This is a genomic window from Salinibacterium sp. dk2585, assembly GCF_008001035.1.
Classification (GTDB): domain Bacteria; phylum Actinomycetota; class Actinomycetes; order Actinomycetales; family Microbacteriaceae; genus Homoserinimonas.
On sequence record NZ_CP042856.1, the window covers coordinates 1,886,451 to 1,900,480 of the forward strand.

A 14,030-nucleotide genomic window follows, 5' to 3' on the forward strand; every position below is an offset into this window, starting at 1 on the left:
AGGGCGGCCAGGCCCGGCAAGCGGGCAGGTCAGCTGCGCTGAACGTCGTCGAGCACGCTCGCGGCAGCGCCGAAACCCCAGGGATCGGCGTTGAGTCCTGTGCGGCCCTTCGCCTCCATACGGTCGGCCAGCTGGCGTGCGGCTCGCTCGATGCGGGCGGCGAGCTCGCCGCCAGCCCCAGAACCCCAGTCGTCAGTCGCCGCGAAGACACCCGTCGCGACCGGTTCGGCGCGCAGGTAGGCGAAGAGCGGGCGCATGGCGTGCTCGATCACGAGCGAGTGGCGCTGGGTGCCGGCCGTGGCCCCCAACAGCACGGGCATCCGCTCCAGTGATGCCGGGTCGATCACGTCGAAGAACGACTTGAAGAGACCGCTGTAGGAGGCACTGAAGACGGGGCTGACGGCGATGAGGCCATCGGCGCCCGTGACGGCGTCGATCGTGGCCTCAAGCGCCGGTGAGGCGAAGCCCGTGAGCATCATGCTCGTGAGGTCGCGCGCATGGTCGCGCAGCTCGACGCTCGTGAGATCGACCTCGGTGCCGCGCGCCCTCAGCTCCTCGACGGTGGCGTTGGTGAGCCGGTCCGCGAGCATGCGCGTCGACGAGGGCTGGCTGAGCCCGCCGGAGACGACGGCGAGACGGCGTGTGACGGTCATGATGCGGCCTCCGCCTTCTCCTCGGCCTCACGCACGGCGGACTCCGCCGTGCGGGCGTCGTGCGTCGGGGCATCCGGAACGTGGGCCGGACGGTTCTTGGCGAATTCCTCGCGAAGCACCGGCACCACCTCGCCGCCCAGGAGGTCGAGTTGCTCAAGCACCGTCTTGAGGGGAAGCCCCGCGTGGTCCATGAGCCAGAGCTGGCGCTGGTAGTCGCCCACGTAGTCGCGGAAACCGAGCGTGCGGTCGATGACCTCCTGTGGGCTGCCGACCGTGAGCGGCGTCTGCGACGTGAACTCCTCGAGGCTCGGGCCGTGGCCGTAGACGGGCGCGTTGTCAAAGTAGGGGCGGAACTCCTTGACGGCGTCCTGGGAGTTCGTTCGCATGAAGACCTGCCCGCCGAGGCCGACGATCGCCTGCGCGGCGCTGCCGTGACCGTGGTGCTCGAAGCGCTGGCGGTAGAAGTTCACCATCTTCGCCGTGTGCGAGCCGGGCCAGAAGATGTGGTTCGCGAAGAAGCCATCTCCGTAGTAGGCCGCCTGCTCGGCGATCTCAGGGCTACGGATGCTGCCGTGCCAGACGAAGGGCGGCACACCGTCGAGCGGGCGCGGCGTGGATTGGAAGCCCTGCAGCGGGGTGCGGAACTGGCCGCTCCAGTCGACGAAGTCCTCGCGCCAGAGTCGGCGGAGGAGGGCGTACTTCTCGAGTGCGAGCGGGATGCCCTGCCGGATATCCTCGCCGAACCACGGGTAGACGGGGCCCGTGTTTCCGCGGCCGAGCGTGAGGTCCATGCGCCCGTCGGAGAGGTGCTGGAGCATCGCGTAGTCCTCCGCGAGCCGCACGGGGTCGTTGGTCGTGATCAGTGTCGTGGCCGTCGAGAGGATGAGTTTCTCGGTCTTCGCGGCAAGCCAGCTGTTGATCGCGACGGGGCTCGAAGGGAAGAACGGCGGGTTGTGGTGCTCCCCCATCGCGAAGACGTCGAGGCCCACCTCTTCTGCGTGCTGCGCTATGCGCACGATGTCCTTGATGCGCGAGGCATCCGTGGGTGTGTGGCCCGTCGTCGGGTCGGTCGTGATGTCGCCGACACTGAAGATGCCGAACTGCATCTGCCCCATGGCCTGCTCCTTGCTTCGATACGTTTGCATGTAGTAGTGCCAACGCTCGGATGCCCCAGATATTCCCACGTCGCGAACCTTCTCAATGACAGGGGCGGGTGCGAGTATCGGGGCATGCGCTGCCCCGTCGTACCTCCCTACCTCCTGGCCCGTATCGCGAAGAGCGATGACCCTCGCTATGCGGCCGCCTCGGAATCCGCGCGCCGTTCGCTCCTGGTCGATGGACCCGTGCGCCGCCAGCGCTGTGAAGTGCCGGCCTCGACAGACACGCAGGCACCCTCCCCCGGGATGCACGGCATCGCGGCCCCGCGCCGCACCATCTACGACGCCGAGCGCACCACGACTCTGCCGGGTCGCGTTGTGCGGGAGGAGGGCGACCCGCCGAGCGGTGATGCCGCCGTCGACGAGGCGCACGAAGGCCTCGGGCACACCCACCGGATGTTCCTTGACGCCTTCGGGCGCGCATCCATCGACGACCACAACATGCGACTCGACGCCGTCGTGCACTACGGCGATCGCTACGACAACGCCTTCTGGGACGGCAGCCGTATGGTCTTCGGCGATGGCGACGGCCAGGTTTTCGAGAGTTTCACCCGCTCGCTCACCGTGATCGGCCACGAGCTCGCGCACGGCGTCACGCAGCATGCAGCGGGGCTCGAGTACCAGGGCCAGAGTGGAGCGCTGGCCGAGTCGGTCTCCGACGTCTTCGGCGCGCTCGTCGAGCAGTATGCGCTCGGCCAAGGCAGCGATGAGGCCAGCTGGCTCATCGGGGCGGGCCTCTTCACCCCGCTCGTGCAGGGCCGCGCCCTGCGGTCGATGCTCGAGCCGGGAACCGCCTTCGACGACGATGTCATCGGCCGCGACCCGCAACCCGCGCATATGCGGGACTACATCGTCACGAACGACGACAACGGCGGGGTGCACCTCAACTCGGGGATCCCCAACCGCGCATTCGCGCTCGCGGCCATCGCAATCGGCGGCAACGCCTGGGAACGGGCCGGCCAGGTCTGGTACGACACCCTCACCTCAGGACGACTCAGCCGCACCGTCACCTTTCCCGTCTTCGCGACCGCGACCGTGGACGCAGCCGGCGCGCGATACGGAGCAGACTCCCCCGAGACTCGCGCGGTGCGGGAAGGCTGGAACACCGTGGGGGTGCCCCTGTGAACGACCACGAGGTCAAGCTCACAATCGTGCGGAGCGGCGGCTTCGCCGGGCTCACCCGGCGCTGGAGTGCCGTCATCGACCCGCAGGAGCCTGAATGGGAGGACCTGCTCACCCGCATCCCGCGCGACGAGGTGGCGAGCGACACCGGCCAGCGCGATCGTTTCGTCTACCAGGTGACCTGCGAGCCACCCACGGCCGAGCGCCCCTACTGGCAGTGCGAGGTGCCGGAAGGCCAGTTCACAGGGCCATGGCAGGACCTGCTCGAGCGAGTGCGCGCCGAGGGGGACGGCAACGGAGACGAGAAACGGGCCGCCACCCGAAGGTGACGGCCCGTCCAAGAAGATCGCGGTGTCATCGGAGACTCCCAAGGGGAGACCGACTCGCGACTCCAGAGGCTATCGACGTGTACCTATCGGCGCAGGCCGAGGCGCTCGATGAGCGAGCGGTAACGGTTGATGTCGATGTCCTGCAGGTAGCCGAGGAGTCGACGACGCTGGCCGACCAGGAGGAGCAGGCCACGACGCGAGTGGTGGTCGTGCTTGTGCTCCTTGAGGTGCTCCGTGAGGTCCTTGATGCGCTGCGTCAGCATTGCAACCTGGACCTCGGGGGAACCCGTGTCACCCGGGTGGGTCGCGTACTCTTCGATGATCGCCTTCTTGACGTCTGATTCAAGAGCCATAGATGGGATCCCCTTCCTCTCGTTGCGCGGTGCCGGTCACAGGATGTGCCGGCTCTCTTTATCCGCGGCCGTTCTAACGGCAACTGCGCAAGTCTACCACCGCTGCCTTCCGCCCGCGCCCCAGCCCACTCGGATCGCGCTGGCATAGCGTGGGCCGGGTGAAGAGCAGAGAACCCATCTACACGACGGCGATCACGGCGGGGCGCGCCCTGTTCTCGACCCTCCGGCTGAAGCCGCTCGTGACGGGTGCGCAGAACCTCCCGGACACGGGAGGCGCTGTCATCGCCATGACCCACTTCGGCTACCTCGACTTCGCCCTCGTCGAGTGGGCGACTTGGCGCCACAACAGGCGGCGCATCCGGTTCATGGCCAAGAAATCCGTGTTCTCGAAGCCCGTCGTCGGCTGGCTCATGCGGGGAATGCGCCACATTCCAGTCGACATGGAGGCGGGTGCCAATGCCTACGCCGATGCGGTTGCGGCGCTGCGCCGGGGTGAACTCATCGGGGTCTTCCCCGAGGCCGGAGTCAGCGCATCGTTCACCGTGCGGGAGCTCAAGACGGGCGCCGTGCGCCTCGCAGCCGAGGCCGGGGTGCCCCTCGTGCCCGTCGCCGTCTGGGGCGGCCACCGCCTGCTCACGAAGAACCGTCGCATCCGCACGAGAGATCGCTTCGGCGTGCCCGTGTCGTTTGCCATCGGGAGAGCGATGCATCCGTCGCCGGCCGATGACGCGAAGAGCGGCACCGAGGCGCTGCGGGAGGAACTGCGGCGGCTCGTCACCCAGGCGCAGGACAGCTACCCCGACTCGGGCGAGGGGCAGTGGTGGCAGCCCCGCGAACGCGGTGGCACGGCGCCCACGCCGGACGAGGCCGCCCGAGCGGATGCCGAACGCGACCACCGGCGCCGGCTCGAACGCGAGTCACGCGAGAGGTGAACTTCGCTGCGCTCAGCCGAGGCTGTCGACCCGGATGACGGGCAAGACCGCAGACACAGGCTCGCGAGCCGCCCCGCGCTCGGCACGCAGGTGCCGCACCGCGCCGGCGATGATGAGTCCCTGCCCCGCGATGTAGGTGAGCATGACAGTGAAGCCCGGCTGCCACAGCTCGACGCTCGGCATGAAGCGGGCGACCGCGAGCACCGTGTCGGAGAAGAGAAACAGAAAGCCGCCGAGCCCCACCGGCACGATCGCGCGCGTCGCCGACACCGCCATGAGCCCGAGGACGATCCCATACCCGGCGAGCGGCCAGACGAGCCAGCCCACATGCGGTGCAAGGAGTGCGACGAGCGCAATCCACCAGCCCACGTAGGCGAGAGAGACGAGCGGCAGCCTCCGGACGGTCAGGTGGCGCACGATGAGGAGCACGTAGAAGACATGGGCCACCAGGAACCCGCAGAGCCCGGCGAGGAACCAACCCTCGCCGGGAAGCATGAGGGCGACATCGCCGACCCAGGACAGCGTGATCGCCGCCGCGCCCAGCAGGATGACGGACCGCCGCGCGCCAGCAGCGTTGAGGAGGAACGCGAGGAGCAGGAGCGGCATGAGGAGCGGCTTGGTCACGGCGACGAGCGCAGCGGCATCCGCACCCCCCGCGACAGCGGCGAGCGCCGCCAGGTGCACGGCGCCGACGACGGCATAGGGCGCGAAAGCGAGCAGAACGCGGTTCCGCGGGGCGATCTTCATGCCCGAAGCGTAGCGTCGTCACGGCGAGTGGCGCGCCCCGGCCCCGGGGCGGCGCATCCGCAGTAGCGTGAACCCATCATGTGCCCGAGACTCCACGACGCAGCCACCACTGCCCGTCGCGCCCTCATCACGGGCGCGACCGCCGGGCTGGGTCTCGAATTCGCCCGGCAGCTGGCCGCGAGCGGCCACGACCTCGTGCTCGTCGCCCGCGACGCGGCTCGGCTCCGCGAGACGGCCGAGGCGCTCGCGGCCGAGCATGGCGTGCACGTCGAGGTGCTGCCCGCCGACCTCTCCGTGCGCTCGCAGGTGGACCGCGTCGCGGAGCGCCTCGCAGATGAGGCCTCCCCCATCTCGATGCTGGTCAACAACGCGGGATTCGGCCTCACGCGGCCATTCCACGCCAACGACATCGAGGAGGAGCAGAGGCATCTCGATGTGCTCGTGACCGCCCCACTTCGACTCGCTCATGCGGCCCTGCGCAGCATGCGGGCGCGGCACGAGGGCACCATCATCACGGTCGCGAGCGTCGCCGCATACTCGCCGCGCGGAAGCTACGGGGCCGCGAAGTCGTGGGTCCTGAGCTTCACCCGCTGGGCCAACCTCGAATACCGCCGCGACGGCGTCACCGTCTCGGCCGTCGCCCCCGGGTTCGTGCGCACCGAGTTCCATGAACGGATGCGCGTGCGCACCGACACAATCCCCTCGCCCCTGTGGCTGCACCCGCCCCGCGTCGTGCGCGCAGCGCTCGCCGGGGCGCGCCGCGGCCGCGCCGTCGTCGTGCCGAGCATGCGCTACAAGCTCATCGTCGCCGCGTCACGCCTCCTCCCCGATCGCCTCGTGGCGGCGGGCGCGCTCAAGCCGCGTCGCTGAGGGGCCCAGCCGCGCTCACGCGCCCGAGAGGATCCGCGCCAGGACGAGGGCGACGATCGCGAACCCCACAATCGCAGCACATGCGAGGATCCACAGCTGCCGGGTCAGGCGTGCGGCGAGGACCTCGGTGCGCGCCCGCGTGAATGTCGCCGTGTCTGCCGGGTCGACACATCCGGGAGTCCCCTCGCGCGCCCACGTCGCAGGCCGCGACGCGGCCTGCACGAGTTCGGCCAGCCGCTCGTCTGAGAGCGTGCGTGGTTGCCGCTGGATCCACCTCGAGAGTGCCCCGGCGTCCACGACCGCCACGTCGAGCGGGCGCTCCGTCATGGTCACGGCCCCCGCATCGATCAGGGCCAGCACGCCCGTGACGCGTACCTCGCCGCCTGCCTCCTCCGCGAGGCAGCGCTCGACGGCCCCGACGGAGTGCCGAGCACGACGCAGCTCGGGCAGGGGATGCCCGGCGACGCGGAGGCCGAGCGCCGACACCACGACCTCCTCCCCTGCCGCGTACAGCCCGTGAACGGCGAAGGCTCCGCCGGGGCCGACGACGACGTGGTCGATCGGGTGCCCCTCGAAGCTGGCCGACACCGAATGCAGCACGAGGTAAGGGGTGTGCAGGCCCGAGAGGCTGCGGCACACCTCGAATTCGCCTGCCGCGGCCCAGAACCACGAGCGGCTCTCGACGCTCAGGGGGCTCCGTCCAAGGAGACGGGCCAGCCAGCCGCGAGACGCAACCGTCGACTGTGCCTCGAGAAAGCTCCGGATGGCACCGCAGTCGGCACGCACGGCAGCCGCTGTGTCGTCGTCAGTCATGGACCCGTCTCAAACCGATGGTGGAGTGCTCGCCCCGCGCGTCGGGTCGCCCGGCACGGGACCACACGGGACCCGTGCCAACAGCATCGCCCGAGCCGGGGGTTTGCGGTATCCCCTTGACGGGGGACGACACCCGGCACCTCGGGGTGAGGAAAGTTATTGCGGGAAAGGCTTGATTCCCCCTGCTGGGAGGCGCAAGCTTGATGCAGAACAACTCATCGCCCGGAAGAGCCGCACCAAGTGCCGCACCGGGCGATGAGTCCGTTAACGGCGATGCAGCTCGCTAGATCCAGCCCTGCTCCCACGCCCTCTCCGCCGCATCATGGCGCGATCGGGCGTCGAGCTTCGCCATCGCGGTCGAGAGGTAGTTGCGCACCGTGCCCGGCGCGAGATGCAGGGCGTCGGCGATCTGCTGCACACTCATCGTCGACCGGCTGTGGCGCAGCACGTCGAGCTCCCGGTCAGTCAAGGGGCAGCGCTCGGCAGTCAACGCGGTGGCTGCGATCTCCGGGTCTATGTATCGTCCACCCGCCGCAACGCTGCGGATCACGTCGGCGAGTTCGGATGCGGGAGTCGACTTCGGCACGAAACCAGACACCCGCGCCGCGAGCGCTCGTCGCAGGACCCCCGGTCGCGCGTGACGGGTGACGATGACCACCCTCGTCGCGACGGTGGTCAGGATGCGAGCCGCCGCCTCGACCCCGTCGGCGTGGGGCATCTCCAGGTCGAGAAGGCAGACATCCGGCCTCGTCTCGATCGCACGCTCGACCGCCGTCAGGCCGTTGTCGCAACTCGCCACGATCTCAAGATCAGGCTCAAGGCCGAGCAAGGCCTCCAGCGCACCGCGGATCAGATGCTCGTCGTCGGCAAGCAGCAGCCGGATTCGCTTCGGTTCGGAAGCGTCGCGCAACTGGTCCATCACTCGGCCATCTCCATTGCGCGGACCAACGCACGGAGCTCGAATTCCCCCGCCGCCGGGCGGGCATCGACGTCCAGCTGGCCACCGACCGCGGCGAGCCGTTCGCGCAGGCCCGTGAGTCCGTTCCCCTGCCCTGATGCCGCCGCATCCGCACCGTTATTGCCGATCAGCAGCTCGGTGCCACCGGCAACATCACGCAGCCGGATCCACACCGTGCTTGCCGAGGAGTGACGCAGGATGTTGGTGGTGGCCTCGCGCACGACCATCGCAAGGGCCCGCTGGGCCTCGGGGTCGAGAGGCTGCGCCCCCACGTCGAGGTCGCACTGGGCGCCAGACGCCGTCAACACCTCGCGGGCGTTCTCAAGCTCGACGGTGAGGGCGACATCCCGATAGCCGTACACGAGGGACCGAGTGTCCTCGAGTGCTCGCCTGGCAATCATCCGTGTCTCATGGATGTGCTCGCGCGCCGTCTCCGGCTCCGCGTCGAGCAGCCGCTCGGCCAGCTCGGCCTTCAGCGCGATCACCTGCAGGTGATGCCCCTGGATGTCGTGGAGGTCGGATGCGAACCGCAGGCGTTCCCTCGCGACAGCGAGCTCGGCGCTTGCGCGGCGATGGCGGTCGAGCTCGACGACAACCTGCCACCACCAGAGCGCGGTGAGCACCATGACGGGAAGCAGGGCACCGTAGCTGAAGATCAGGAAGGAGCCCGGCCCCTCCGCGAGCGCGAACGAGTGGCCGAAGACGAGCCAGGCGAGAACCGGATGCGCGACCGTGAGCAAGGCTCCACCCCCGATGAGCGCCCAACGCTCGAGTGGGCGCAGGAGCGGCGCCACGAGGTTGACGCTCATCCACAGGGGCAGCGCGGCGTGAAGGGTGAGCTCGGGCAGGAATAGCCCAAGGGGCCAGATGAGCGCTGGTGGTACCCAGAGCAGCATCGTGCGAGGAGGTCGCGGCAGTCCGCCCGCCAGGCCGGCGCGGAGGAACCAGGAGTAGCGGATCTGCATGCCGGCCGAGACCAGCGCGAGCGCCATGACGCCGATGGACAGCAGCAGCCAGGGGAGGTCTCCCGCGGTGCGCGCCGTCCCCACGGCCTGCAGGCTGACGACGATGACGTCGCCCTGCAGGATGACGAAGAAGAACACGATCGAGCCCAGGGTGTAGAGCCAGGTGGTGTGGACACTCCTGGCTGGAGGTGATTCCGCTGATCGCATGGCCCCCAGCGTATGGCAGTGACAAATGTCACGGCCGCCCGAGCGATTCGACCCATGGAGCTCATGACACGTGGGCACTACAGGGTCTCTGTGCTCCCGGAAAGGATGGAGTCGACCCCAACGGAAAGGCACCAAATGTACGACGCACTCCAGGACTTCGTCGCAAGTCTCCCGACCATCATGCAGTGGATCGGAGTTGCCCTCGTTGCGGCGATTCCCTTCGTCGAGTCCTACTTCGGGTCAGCCATCGGGGTGCTCGCAGGCATCACTCCCGCCGTGGCCATCATCGCCGCAATCGTCGGCAATGTGATCTCGATGGTGATCGTCGTGGTCTCTGCGCACCAGCTGCGATCACGGGTGGTGGCAGGCAAGGACCAGAGGGAGGCGTCCCCTCGGCGCCAGAAGCTGCGGCGAGCATTCGACCGTTACGGAGTGGCGGGAGTGAGCCTGCTCGGCCAGACGATCCTGCCGAGCCAGATCACCTCCGCGGCAATGGTCTCCTTCGGAGCATCCAGGAACGCGGTCATCCTGTGGCAGATCATCTCGATCATCATCTGGGGTGTCGCCTTCGGCGTGTTCGCGTCGCTCGGCGTATCGTTCCTCCGCTGATCCGCTCCCTCGTGGCGGATGCAGCATGCGGCCGGGGCCACCGCGCGGATCAGTCGCGCGTGGTCTCGGTGCGTGCTGTATCGGCCTTTGCGGCCTGGGCGTCCGTGGACCCGGGAGCCGTGAACACGCGCTCGCGCAAGAACTCCCGCACGTCCTCGACCTCCTCCATCGAGATGCCGTGCCCGATCCCCTCGTAGCGGCGCCGCGTCAGGGTGCAGTGTGCCGGCAACCAACGTTCCGTGGCATCCGTCGCCTCCGTCGGGATGACGGGGTCAGCCACGTCACGCCCCCAGAAGAGCGGGGGACGCAGTTCGGCGAGACGCTCATCGGCGGGGCACTCCCCCGGCACGACGAAACCAGAGAGATTGACGAAGGCGGCAAAACGCTCGGGCGCGAAGCGCATGAGGTGCGTCGCGAGGGCACCACCCTGGCTGAATCCGAGCACGGCGACCGGGCCAGCAGGCGCAAGGCGGTCAAGCCAGGCCAGGATGCCCCGCGTCGCCGTCGCAACGCCCTCGGCGGACGGCAGGCCCGGCTGCGCGGGAGGGAACCACGTGAATCCGCCACCGAAGAACGGCAGGGGTGCACGCAGGGCCGCATAGACGACGCCCGGCAAGAGCACGGGGGCGAGCTGCATCAGGTCATGCTCGTGCGAGCCGCGACCGTGCAACAACACCACAAGTGGGCGCTCCCCGAGCGATTCCTTCGGTTCCGACCACACGACGAGCGAATCGTCGACCTCAAGCGTTTCTGACATCAGTCATCCTCTCCTGTCGAGTTCTGCTCGAGCGGCCCCAGCAGTGCCGTGGCCACGGTCGAGTGAACCGCATCCTCATTGCTCGGGTGGAAGGCACCCGCGAGCACATCGCGCAGCAGGCGGCCCAGTTCGTCGCCATTGCGATACGACCGTCCTCCCGACACACGCACGGCCTGCTCTACAACGAACTTGGCTGTCTCTGTCGCCCGAAGCCTGACCCCTGTCAGGGCGCGGAACCACTGGTCGCCGTGGTCGGTCCCCTCATCGACATCGCGAGCGACCGCCTCGAGCTGCGGCATGAAGCCGTCGAGTGCGAGCGCGGCATCCGCGAGCTTCCAGCGCGTGTCGGGGCTCTGGTCGGCCGTCAGCCCCGTGCGCTGCGAGCGACGCGACTTCGCAGCCTCGACCCCGAGCTCGAGGGCGCGCTGCGCGATCCCCGCGTAGACCGAGGCGAGCAGCAGCAGGAAGTTGGCGAAGATCGCAAAGACGAGCGGATGCGCCGACGGACCCAGCGGACGCTGCCCGAACACGCGGTCAGCCGGCGCGTAGGCGCCCACGAGCCGCGTCGTGTTGCTCTGGCTGGCGCGCATGCCGATCGTGTCCCAGTCGTCGAGGATCTCGACGCCCTCGCATCCGCGCTCCACGAAGGCGTGCACAAGCTGGGGTTCCGCGCCGGAATCGTCCCTGCCGAAGATGCCGAGCCTGGTCCACACGGGCGACAGGCTCGTGAACACCTTCGTGCCCGTGAAGCGGTAGCCGCCGTCGGCGGACGGTTCCGCCGTGGTCATGCTGCCGAACAGCACGAGGTCGTTGCCCGGTTCGCTGATTCCGAACCCGAAGATCTCGCCCTCAGCCGCCTCCCGCAGCACGAAGTCGAGCGTCGTGTCGCCCCGCTCGTGCAAAAGCCTGGCAACCCCGGTCCACACGAGGTGCATATTGACGGCGAGCGCCGTTGCCGGGGCCGCGCCGGCGAGCCGAGCCTGCTCGCGCGTCGCCTCCGGGAGAGACATCCCCAGCCCGCCGAAGCTCCTAGGCACCAGCATGCGCAGGTACCCGAGCTCGGCGAGATCGCGGAGGTCATCGTGCGGGAAGGAGTTCTCCCGGTCGTGCTTGTCCGCCCGCGCACGGATGGTCTCGAGCAGCTTCGGAGGCAGGATACTCACCCTCCCAGCATCCCACGCCGGCCGACAGCGCTGTCGACCTCGTCGCCCCACGAGGCCAGCGCCTGCGCAGGCGGGTGAACAGCACCTACCTGCTCTTGGGTGGACTCGTGCTCTTCATCGTCGCGCAGAGCGTGATTGGGATGCTGCGCTAGCGTGCTTGCTCGCCCGGCGCGGGCAACTCTCCCACGATCGTGAGGCGCTGCGTTGCCCGCGTCATCGCCACGTAGAGGGCGTTGACGCCCCGGGGAGCAGCAGCGATGCCTGAGGGGTCGACGACGACGACCGAGTCGAACTCGAGGCCCTTCGAGTCCTGCGGCGAGATCACGACGATCGGGGTCAGGAGGCTCTCGGAGCCACGCGAGACAAGGTCGCCGAAGCGTGCGGTGAGGGTCGCAAGCACCGACTCGAGCGCGCCCTCCATGACGATGACTGCCATGGTTCCCGCGGTCGACTCCGAACGCATCGTCTCGACCGCCGTCACGACGTCGCCCGTGAACTCGACCGGCCACGGCGTGCTGCGCACGGCCTTCGATGGCGTCACGGGCAGGCCGTGGTCGATCGCGAACTGCTCAGCGACCGAGGCGATCTGGCTCGGGGTGCGGTAGTTGACCGTCAACTCCTCGAGGCGCCAGCGCGACGCCTCCGCACTGCGGCCCACGAGCGGGCGAAGCGCCTGCCGCCAGGTCGGTGCCGCACTCGCGGCTGAGCCCTGCGCGATATCCCCCACGATCGTGAAGGAGCGCAACGGGCAGCGCCGCAGCAGCACGCGCCACTGCATGGGTGACAGTTCCTGCGCCTCATCGACGACGATGTGGCCGTAGGTCCACGAGCGGTCGCTTCCGGCCCGCTCCGAGGTGGTCACGCGGATGCCCGTCTCGGCGAAGTTCGCCGCGAGCGACTTCGCGTCGATCATCCCTGCGACCTGCATGTTCTCGATCGCCTGCTCGGCGTTCTCGATGTCGCGCTTGCGCTGCTGCTTCTCCTCCCGTTTGCGGGCGGCGTCCACGGCGTCGAACTCGCCCAGCAGCTCCGCGGCCTCGTCAAGGAGCGGCACGTCCTCAACCGTGAAGGGAGCGTCGCGGTGCCTGCGAAGGAGCGCGCGCTGGGCATCCGACCAGTTGGGGGTCAGCTCGGCGAGCCACTGTGGCCGCGCGTAGAGGTCCTGGAGCAGCTTCTGGGGCGTCAGGGGCAACCATGCCGTGTTGAGGGCGACCCGCACGTCGTGCGCCGTGCGCAGGTCTTCCTGCAGCATCGGCAGGTCGGAACCGTCGATCGTGTTGCCCTGCGCTCGCAGCTGCGCGGCCCACTGCTTCGTGAGCTCCCCGAGGGCGGTCTTCACAAAGGTGACCCTGGCCTCGTTGTATGGCTTGCGCGTGTCCCGCGCGCGAGCGATCGCACGCTCGACCGTTGACGGGTCGAGCATGACGGTGTCGCCATTCACGACCATGGGCACGGGGGCCGCCGGCACCCGCTGGCGGGAGCGCACGGCACGCGCGATGAGCTCCGCCATCGCTCCGCGGCCCTTCAGCGCGGCGACAGCGGGTTCATCGTTCGTCGTCGCCTGGATGCCGGGCATGAGGCCGCCGAGGCTCGCGAGCACGACGCCCGTCTCGCCGAGCGAGGGCAGCACAGACTCGATGTAGTGGAGGAACGAGGCCGAGGGCCCGACGATGAGCACACCGGAGTTGCCGAGGCGCTTGCGGTGGGTATAGAGGAGGTAGGCGGCCCGATGCAGGGCCACGGCCGTCTTTCCTGTGCCGGGGCCACCCTGCACGACCAGCACACCGGCGAGGTCGGAGCGGATGATGCGGTCCTGTTCCGCCTGGATGGTCGCGACGATGTCGTTCATGCGGCCCGTGCGTTCGGCGCCGAGCGCCGCGAGCAGGGCGCCCTCCCCCTGGTGCCCACCGCCCTCGCTCAGGAGTTCGGAGTCGAAGATCTCGTCCTCAATGCGCACGACCTCGCGGCCCCGGGAGATGAGGTGGCGTCGCGCCCGCGCCCCAAGCGGGGTCGCCGCAGTCGCCTGGTAGAACGCGCTCGCCTGCGGCACACGCCAGTCGAGCAGAATGGGGCGCTGCTCCTCGTCGCGCAGGCCGATGCGACCGATGTAACGGTCCGCTGGGTCATCCGCATCACCGGATGCTTCGAGCTGCAGCCGCCCAAAGGCGAGACGCTCGGTCACGTCGCGCAGCTGCGCGATGCGGTCCTCGTAGAGCCGTGCGAAGGTGTCGCGCTCCGAGCGCCCCTGGTGGGTGCCTCCCCCGCCCTGCGCACGCACAGCCACGAGCTGGCGCTCCGCCTCCGCCCTCAGTTCGTCGAGGCGCGCATAGAGCCCCGACACGTAGTCGCGCTCGTGGTCCAGCCCGTCTTCGATCACTCCGCAGCCCCTCAGAAA

At 69.0% G+C, this 14,030-nt stretch carries 15 protein-coding genes; 5 read left to right on the forward strand and 10 right to left on the reverse strand.

Going from position 1 to position 14,030, the window contains the following annotated elements:
* Positions 1-29: 29 nt before the first annotated feature.
* Both FVA74_RS08885 and FVA74_RS08890 read right to left on the reverse strand, forming a co-directional pair.
* A complete protein-coding gene (locus FVA74_RS08885) occupies positions 30-653 on the reverse strand; it encodes an FMN reductase (protein ID WP_147721699.1) in 624 nt (207 codons plus the stop codon).
* Positions 650-1,759 carry an LLM class flavin-dependent oxidoreductase gene (locus tag FVA74_RS08890; protein ID WP_147723144.1) on the reverse strand — a complete coding sequence of 370 codons (1,110 nt, stop codon included), beginning with the start codon at positions 1,757-1,759 and terminating at the stop codon, positions 650-652. Before FVA74_RS08890 ends, FVA74_RS08885 begins: the two co-directional genes overlap by 4 nt.
* A gap of 123 nt (positions 1,760-1,882) precedes the next feature.
* Here FVA74_RS08890 and FVA74_RS08895 point away from each other — a divergent pair, with 123 nt between their 5' ends.
* Positions 1,883-2,935: a M4 family metallopeptidase gene (locus FVA74_RS08895; protein ID WP_147721701.1), complete on the forward strand. Its 1,053-nt coding sequence runs from the start codon at positions 1,883-1,885 to the stop codon at positions 2,933-2,935.
* Positions 2,932-3,261 carry a protealysin inhibitor emfourin gene (locus FVA74_RS08900; RefSeq protein WP_147721703.1) on the forward strand — a complete coding sequence of 110 codons (330 nt, stop codon included), beginning with the start codon at positions 2,932-2,934 and terminating at the stop codon, positions 3,259-3,261. Before FVA74_RS08895 ends, FVA74_RS08900 begins: the two co-directional genes overlap by 4 nt.
* A gap of 83 nt (positions 3,262-3,344) precedes the next feature.
* Here FVA74_RS08900 and rpsO read toward each other — a convergent pair whose 3' ends face one another.
* Positions 3,345-3,614: a 30S ribosomal protein S15 gene (rpsO, locus tag FVA74_RS08905; RefSeq protein ID WP_147721705.1), complete on the reverse strand. Its 270-nt coding sequence runs from the start codon at positions 3,612-3,614 to the stop codon at positions 3,345-3,347.
* Between the two features lie 158 nt (positions 3,615-3,772).
* Between rpsO and FVA74_RS08910 the strand changes: the two genes are divergently transcribed.
* The gene (locus tag FVA74_RS08910; protein ID WP_147721707.1) at positions 3,773-4,546 is read left to right on the forward strand and encodes a 1-acyl-sn-glycerol-3-phosphate acyltransferase; all 774 of its coding nucleotides are present in this window, start codon (positions 3,773-3,775) and stop codon (positions 4,544-4,546) included.
* Positions 4,547-4,558: 12 nt separating this feature from the next.
* Here the strand turns inward: FVA74_RS08910 and FVA74_RS08915 are convergent, their stop codons facing one another.
* Positions 4,559-5,293, reverse strand: coding sequence for a lysoplasmalogenase (locus FVA74_RS08915; protein ID WP_147721709.1), 735 nt, complete (start codon positions 5,291-5,293; stop codon positions 4,559-4,561).
* Positions 5,294-5,371: 78 nt separating this feature from the next.
* On the opposite strand from FVA74_RS08915, the gene FVA74_RS08920 reads away from it, so the two are divergent.
* The gene (locus FVA74_RS08920) at positions 5,372-6,163 is read left to right on the forward strand and encodes an SDR family oxidoreductase (protein WP_147721711.1); all 792 of its coding nucleotides are present in this window, start codon (positions 5,372-5,374) and stop codon (positions 6,161-6,163) included.
* Positions 6,164-6,178: 15 nt separating this feature from the next.
* Here the strand turns inward: FVA74_RS08920 and FVA74_RS08925 are convergent, their stop codons facing one another.
* From FVA74_RS08925 to FVA74_RS08935, 3 genes are all read right to left on the reverse strand, one after another.
* Positions 6,179-6,976 (reverse strand): nuclease-related domain-containing protein, encoded by a 798-nt coding sequence (locus tag FVA74_RS08925; RefSeq protein WP_147721713.1) that lies wholly within the window; start codon positions 6,974-6,976, stop codon positions 6,179-6,181.
* A gap of 283 nt (positions 6,977-7,259) precedes the next feature.
* A complete protein-coding gene (locus tag FVA74_RS08930) occupies positions 7,260-7,895 on the reverse strand; it encodes a DNA-binding response regulator (RefSeq protein WP_147721715.1) in 636 nt (211 codons plus the stop codon).
* Positions 7,895-9,106 (reverse strand): sensor histidine kinase, encoded by a 1,212-nt coding sequence (locus FVA74_RS08935; protein WP_147721717.1) that lies wholly within the window; start codon positions 9,104-9,106, stop codon positions 7,895-7,897. Before FVA74_RS08935 ends, FVA74_RS08930 begins: the two co-directional genes overlap by 1 nt.
* A gap of 135 nt (positions 9,107-9,241) precedes the next feature.
* Here FVA74_RS08935 and FVA74_RS08940 point away from each other — a divergent pair, with 135 nt between their 5' ends.
* On the forward strand, positions 9,242-9,715 hold the full coding sequence (locus FVA74_RS08940) for a hypothetical protein (protein WP_147721719.1): 474 nt from the start codon (positions 9,242-9,244) through the stop codon (positions 9,713-9,715).
* 49 nt (positions 9,716-9,764) lie between these two features.
* Here FVA74_RS08940 and FVA74_RS08945 read toward each other — a convergent pair whose 3' ends face one another.
* The 3 genes from FVA74_RS08945 to FVA74_RS08955 all read right to left on the reverse strand — a co-directional run bounded on the left by FVA74_RS08945 (position 9,765) and on the right by FVA74_RS08955 (position 14,012).
* Entirely contained in the window at positions 9,765-10,472 is a 708-nt protein-coding gene (locus tag FVA74_RS08945) for an alpha/beta hydrolase (protein WP_147721721.1), read from the reverse strand.
* Positions 10,472-11,635 (reverse strand): acyl-CoA dehydrogenase family protein, encoded by a 1,164-nt coding sequence (locus FVA74_RS08950; protein ID WP_147721723.1) that lies wholly within the window; start codon positions 11,633-11,635, stop codon positions 10,472-10,474. The genes FVA74_RS08945 and FVA74_RS08950 overlap by 1 nt, the downstream gene beginning before the upstream one ends.
* Positions 11,636-11,783: 148 nt before the next feature.
* Positions 11,784-14,012, reverse strand: a complete 2,229-nt coding sequence (locus tag FVA74_RS08955; protein WP_147721725.1) for a UvrD-helicase domain-containing protein — start codon at positions 14,010-14,012, stop codon at positions 11,784-11,786.
* Positions 14,013-14,030 lie beyond the last annotated feature (18 nt).

Bases quoted from the DNA above. Each gene is read 5' to 3' on its own strand.
- FVA74_RS08885 (WP_147721699.1), bottom strand. From the start codon at position 653: ATGACCGTCACACGCCGTCTCGCCGTCGTCTCCGGCGGGCTCAGCCAG.
- FVA74_RS08890 (WP_147723144.1), bottom strand. From the start codon at position 1,759: ATGCAGTTCGGCATCTTCAGTGTCGGCGACATCACGACCGACCCGACG.
- FVA74_RS08895 (WP_147721701.1), top strand. From the start codon at position 1,883: ATGCGCTGCCCCGTCGTACCTCCCTACCTCCTGGCCCGTATCGCGAAG.
- rpsO (WP_147721705.1), bottom strand. From the start codon at position 3,614: ATGGCTCTTGAATCAGACGTCAAGAAGGCGATCATCGAAGAGTACGCG.
- FVA74_RS08915 (WP_147721709.1), bottom strand. From the start codon at position 5,293: ATGAAGATCGCCCCGCGGAACCGCGTTCTGCTCGCTTTCGCGCCCTAT.
- FVA74_RS08920 (WP_147721711.1), top strand. From the start codon at position 5,372: ATGTGCCCGAGACTCCACGACGCAGCCACCACTGCCCGTCGCGCCCTC.
- FVA74_RS08925 (WP_147721713.1), bottom strand. From the start codon at position 6,976: ATGACTGACGACGACACAGCGGCTGCCGTGCGTGCCGACTGCGGTGCC.
- FVA74_RS08930 (WP_147721715.1), bottom strand. From the start codon at position 7,895: ATGGACCAGTTGCGCGACGCTTCCGAACCGAAGCGAATCCGGCTGCTG.
- FVA74_RS08935 (WP_147721717.1), bottom strand. From the start codon at position 9,106: ATGCGATCAGCGGAATCACCTCCAGCCAGGAGTGTCCACACCACCTGG.
- FVA74_RS08940 (WP_147721719.1), top strand. From the start codon at position 9,242: ATGTACGACGCACTCCAGGACTTCGTCGCAAGTCTCCCGACCATCATG.
- FVA74_RS08945 (WP_147721721.1), bottom strand. From the start codon at position 10,472: ATGTCAGAAACGCTTGAGGTCGACGATTCGCTCGTCGTGTGGTCGGAA.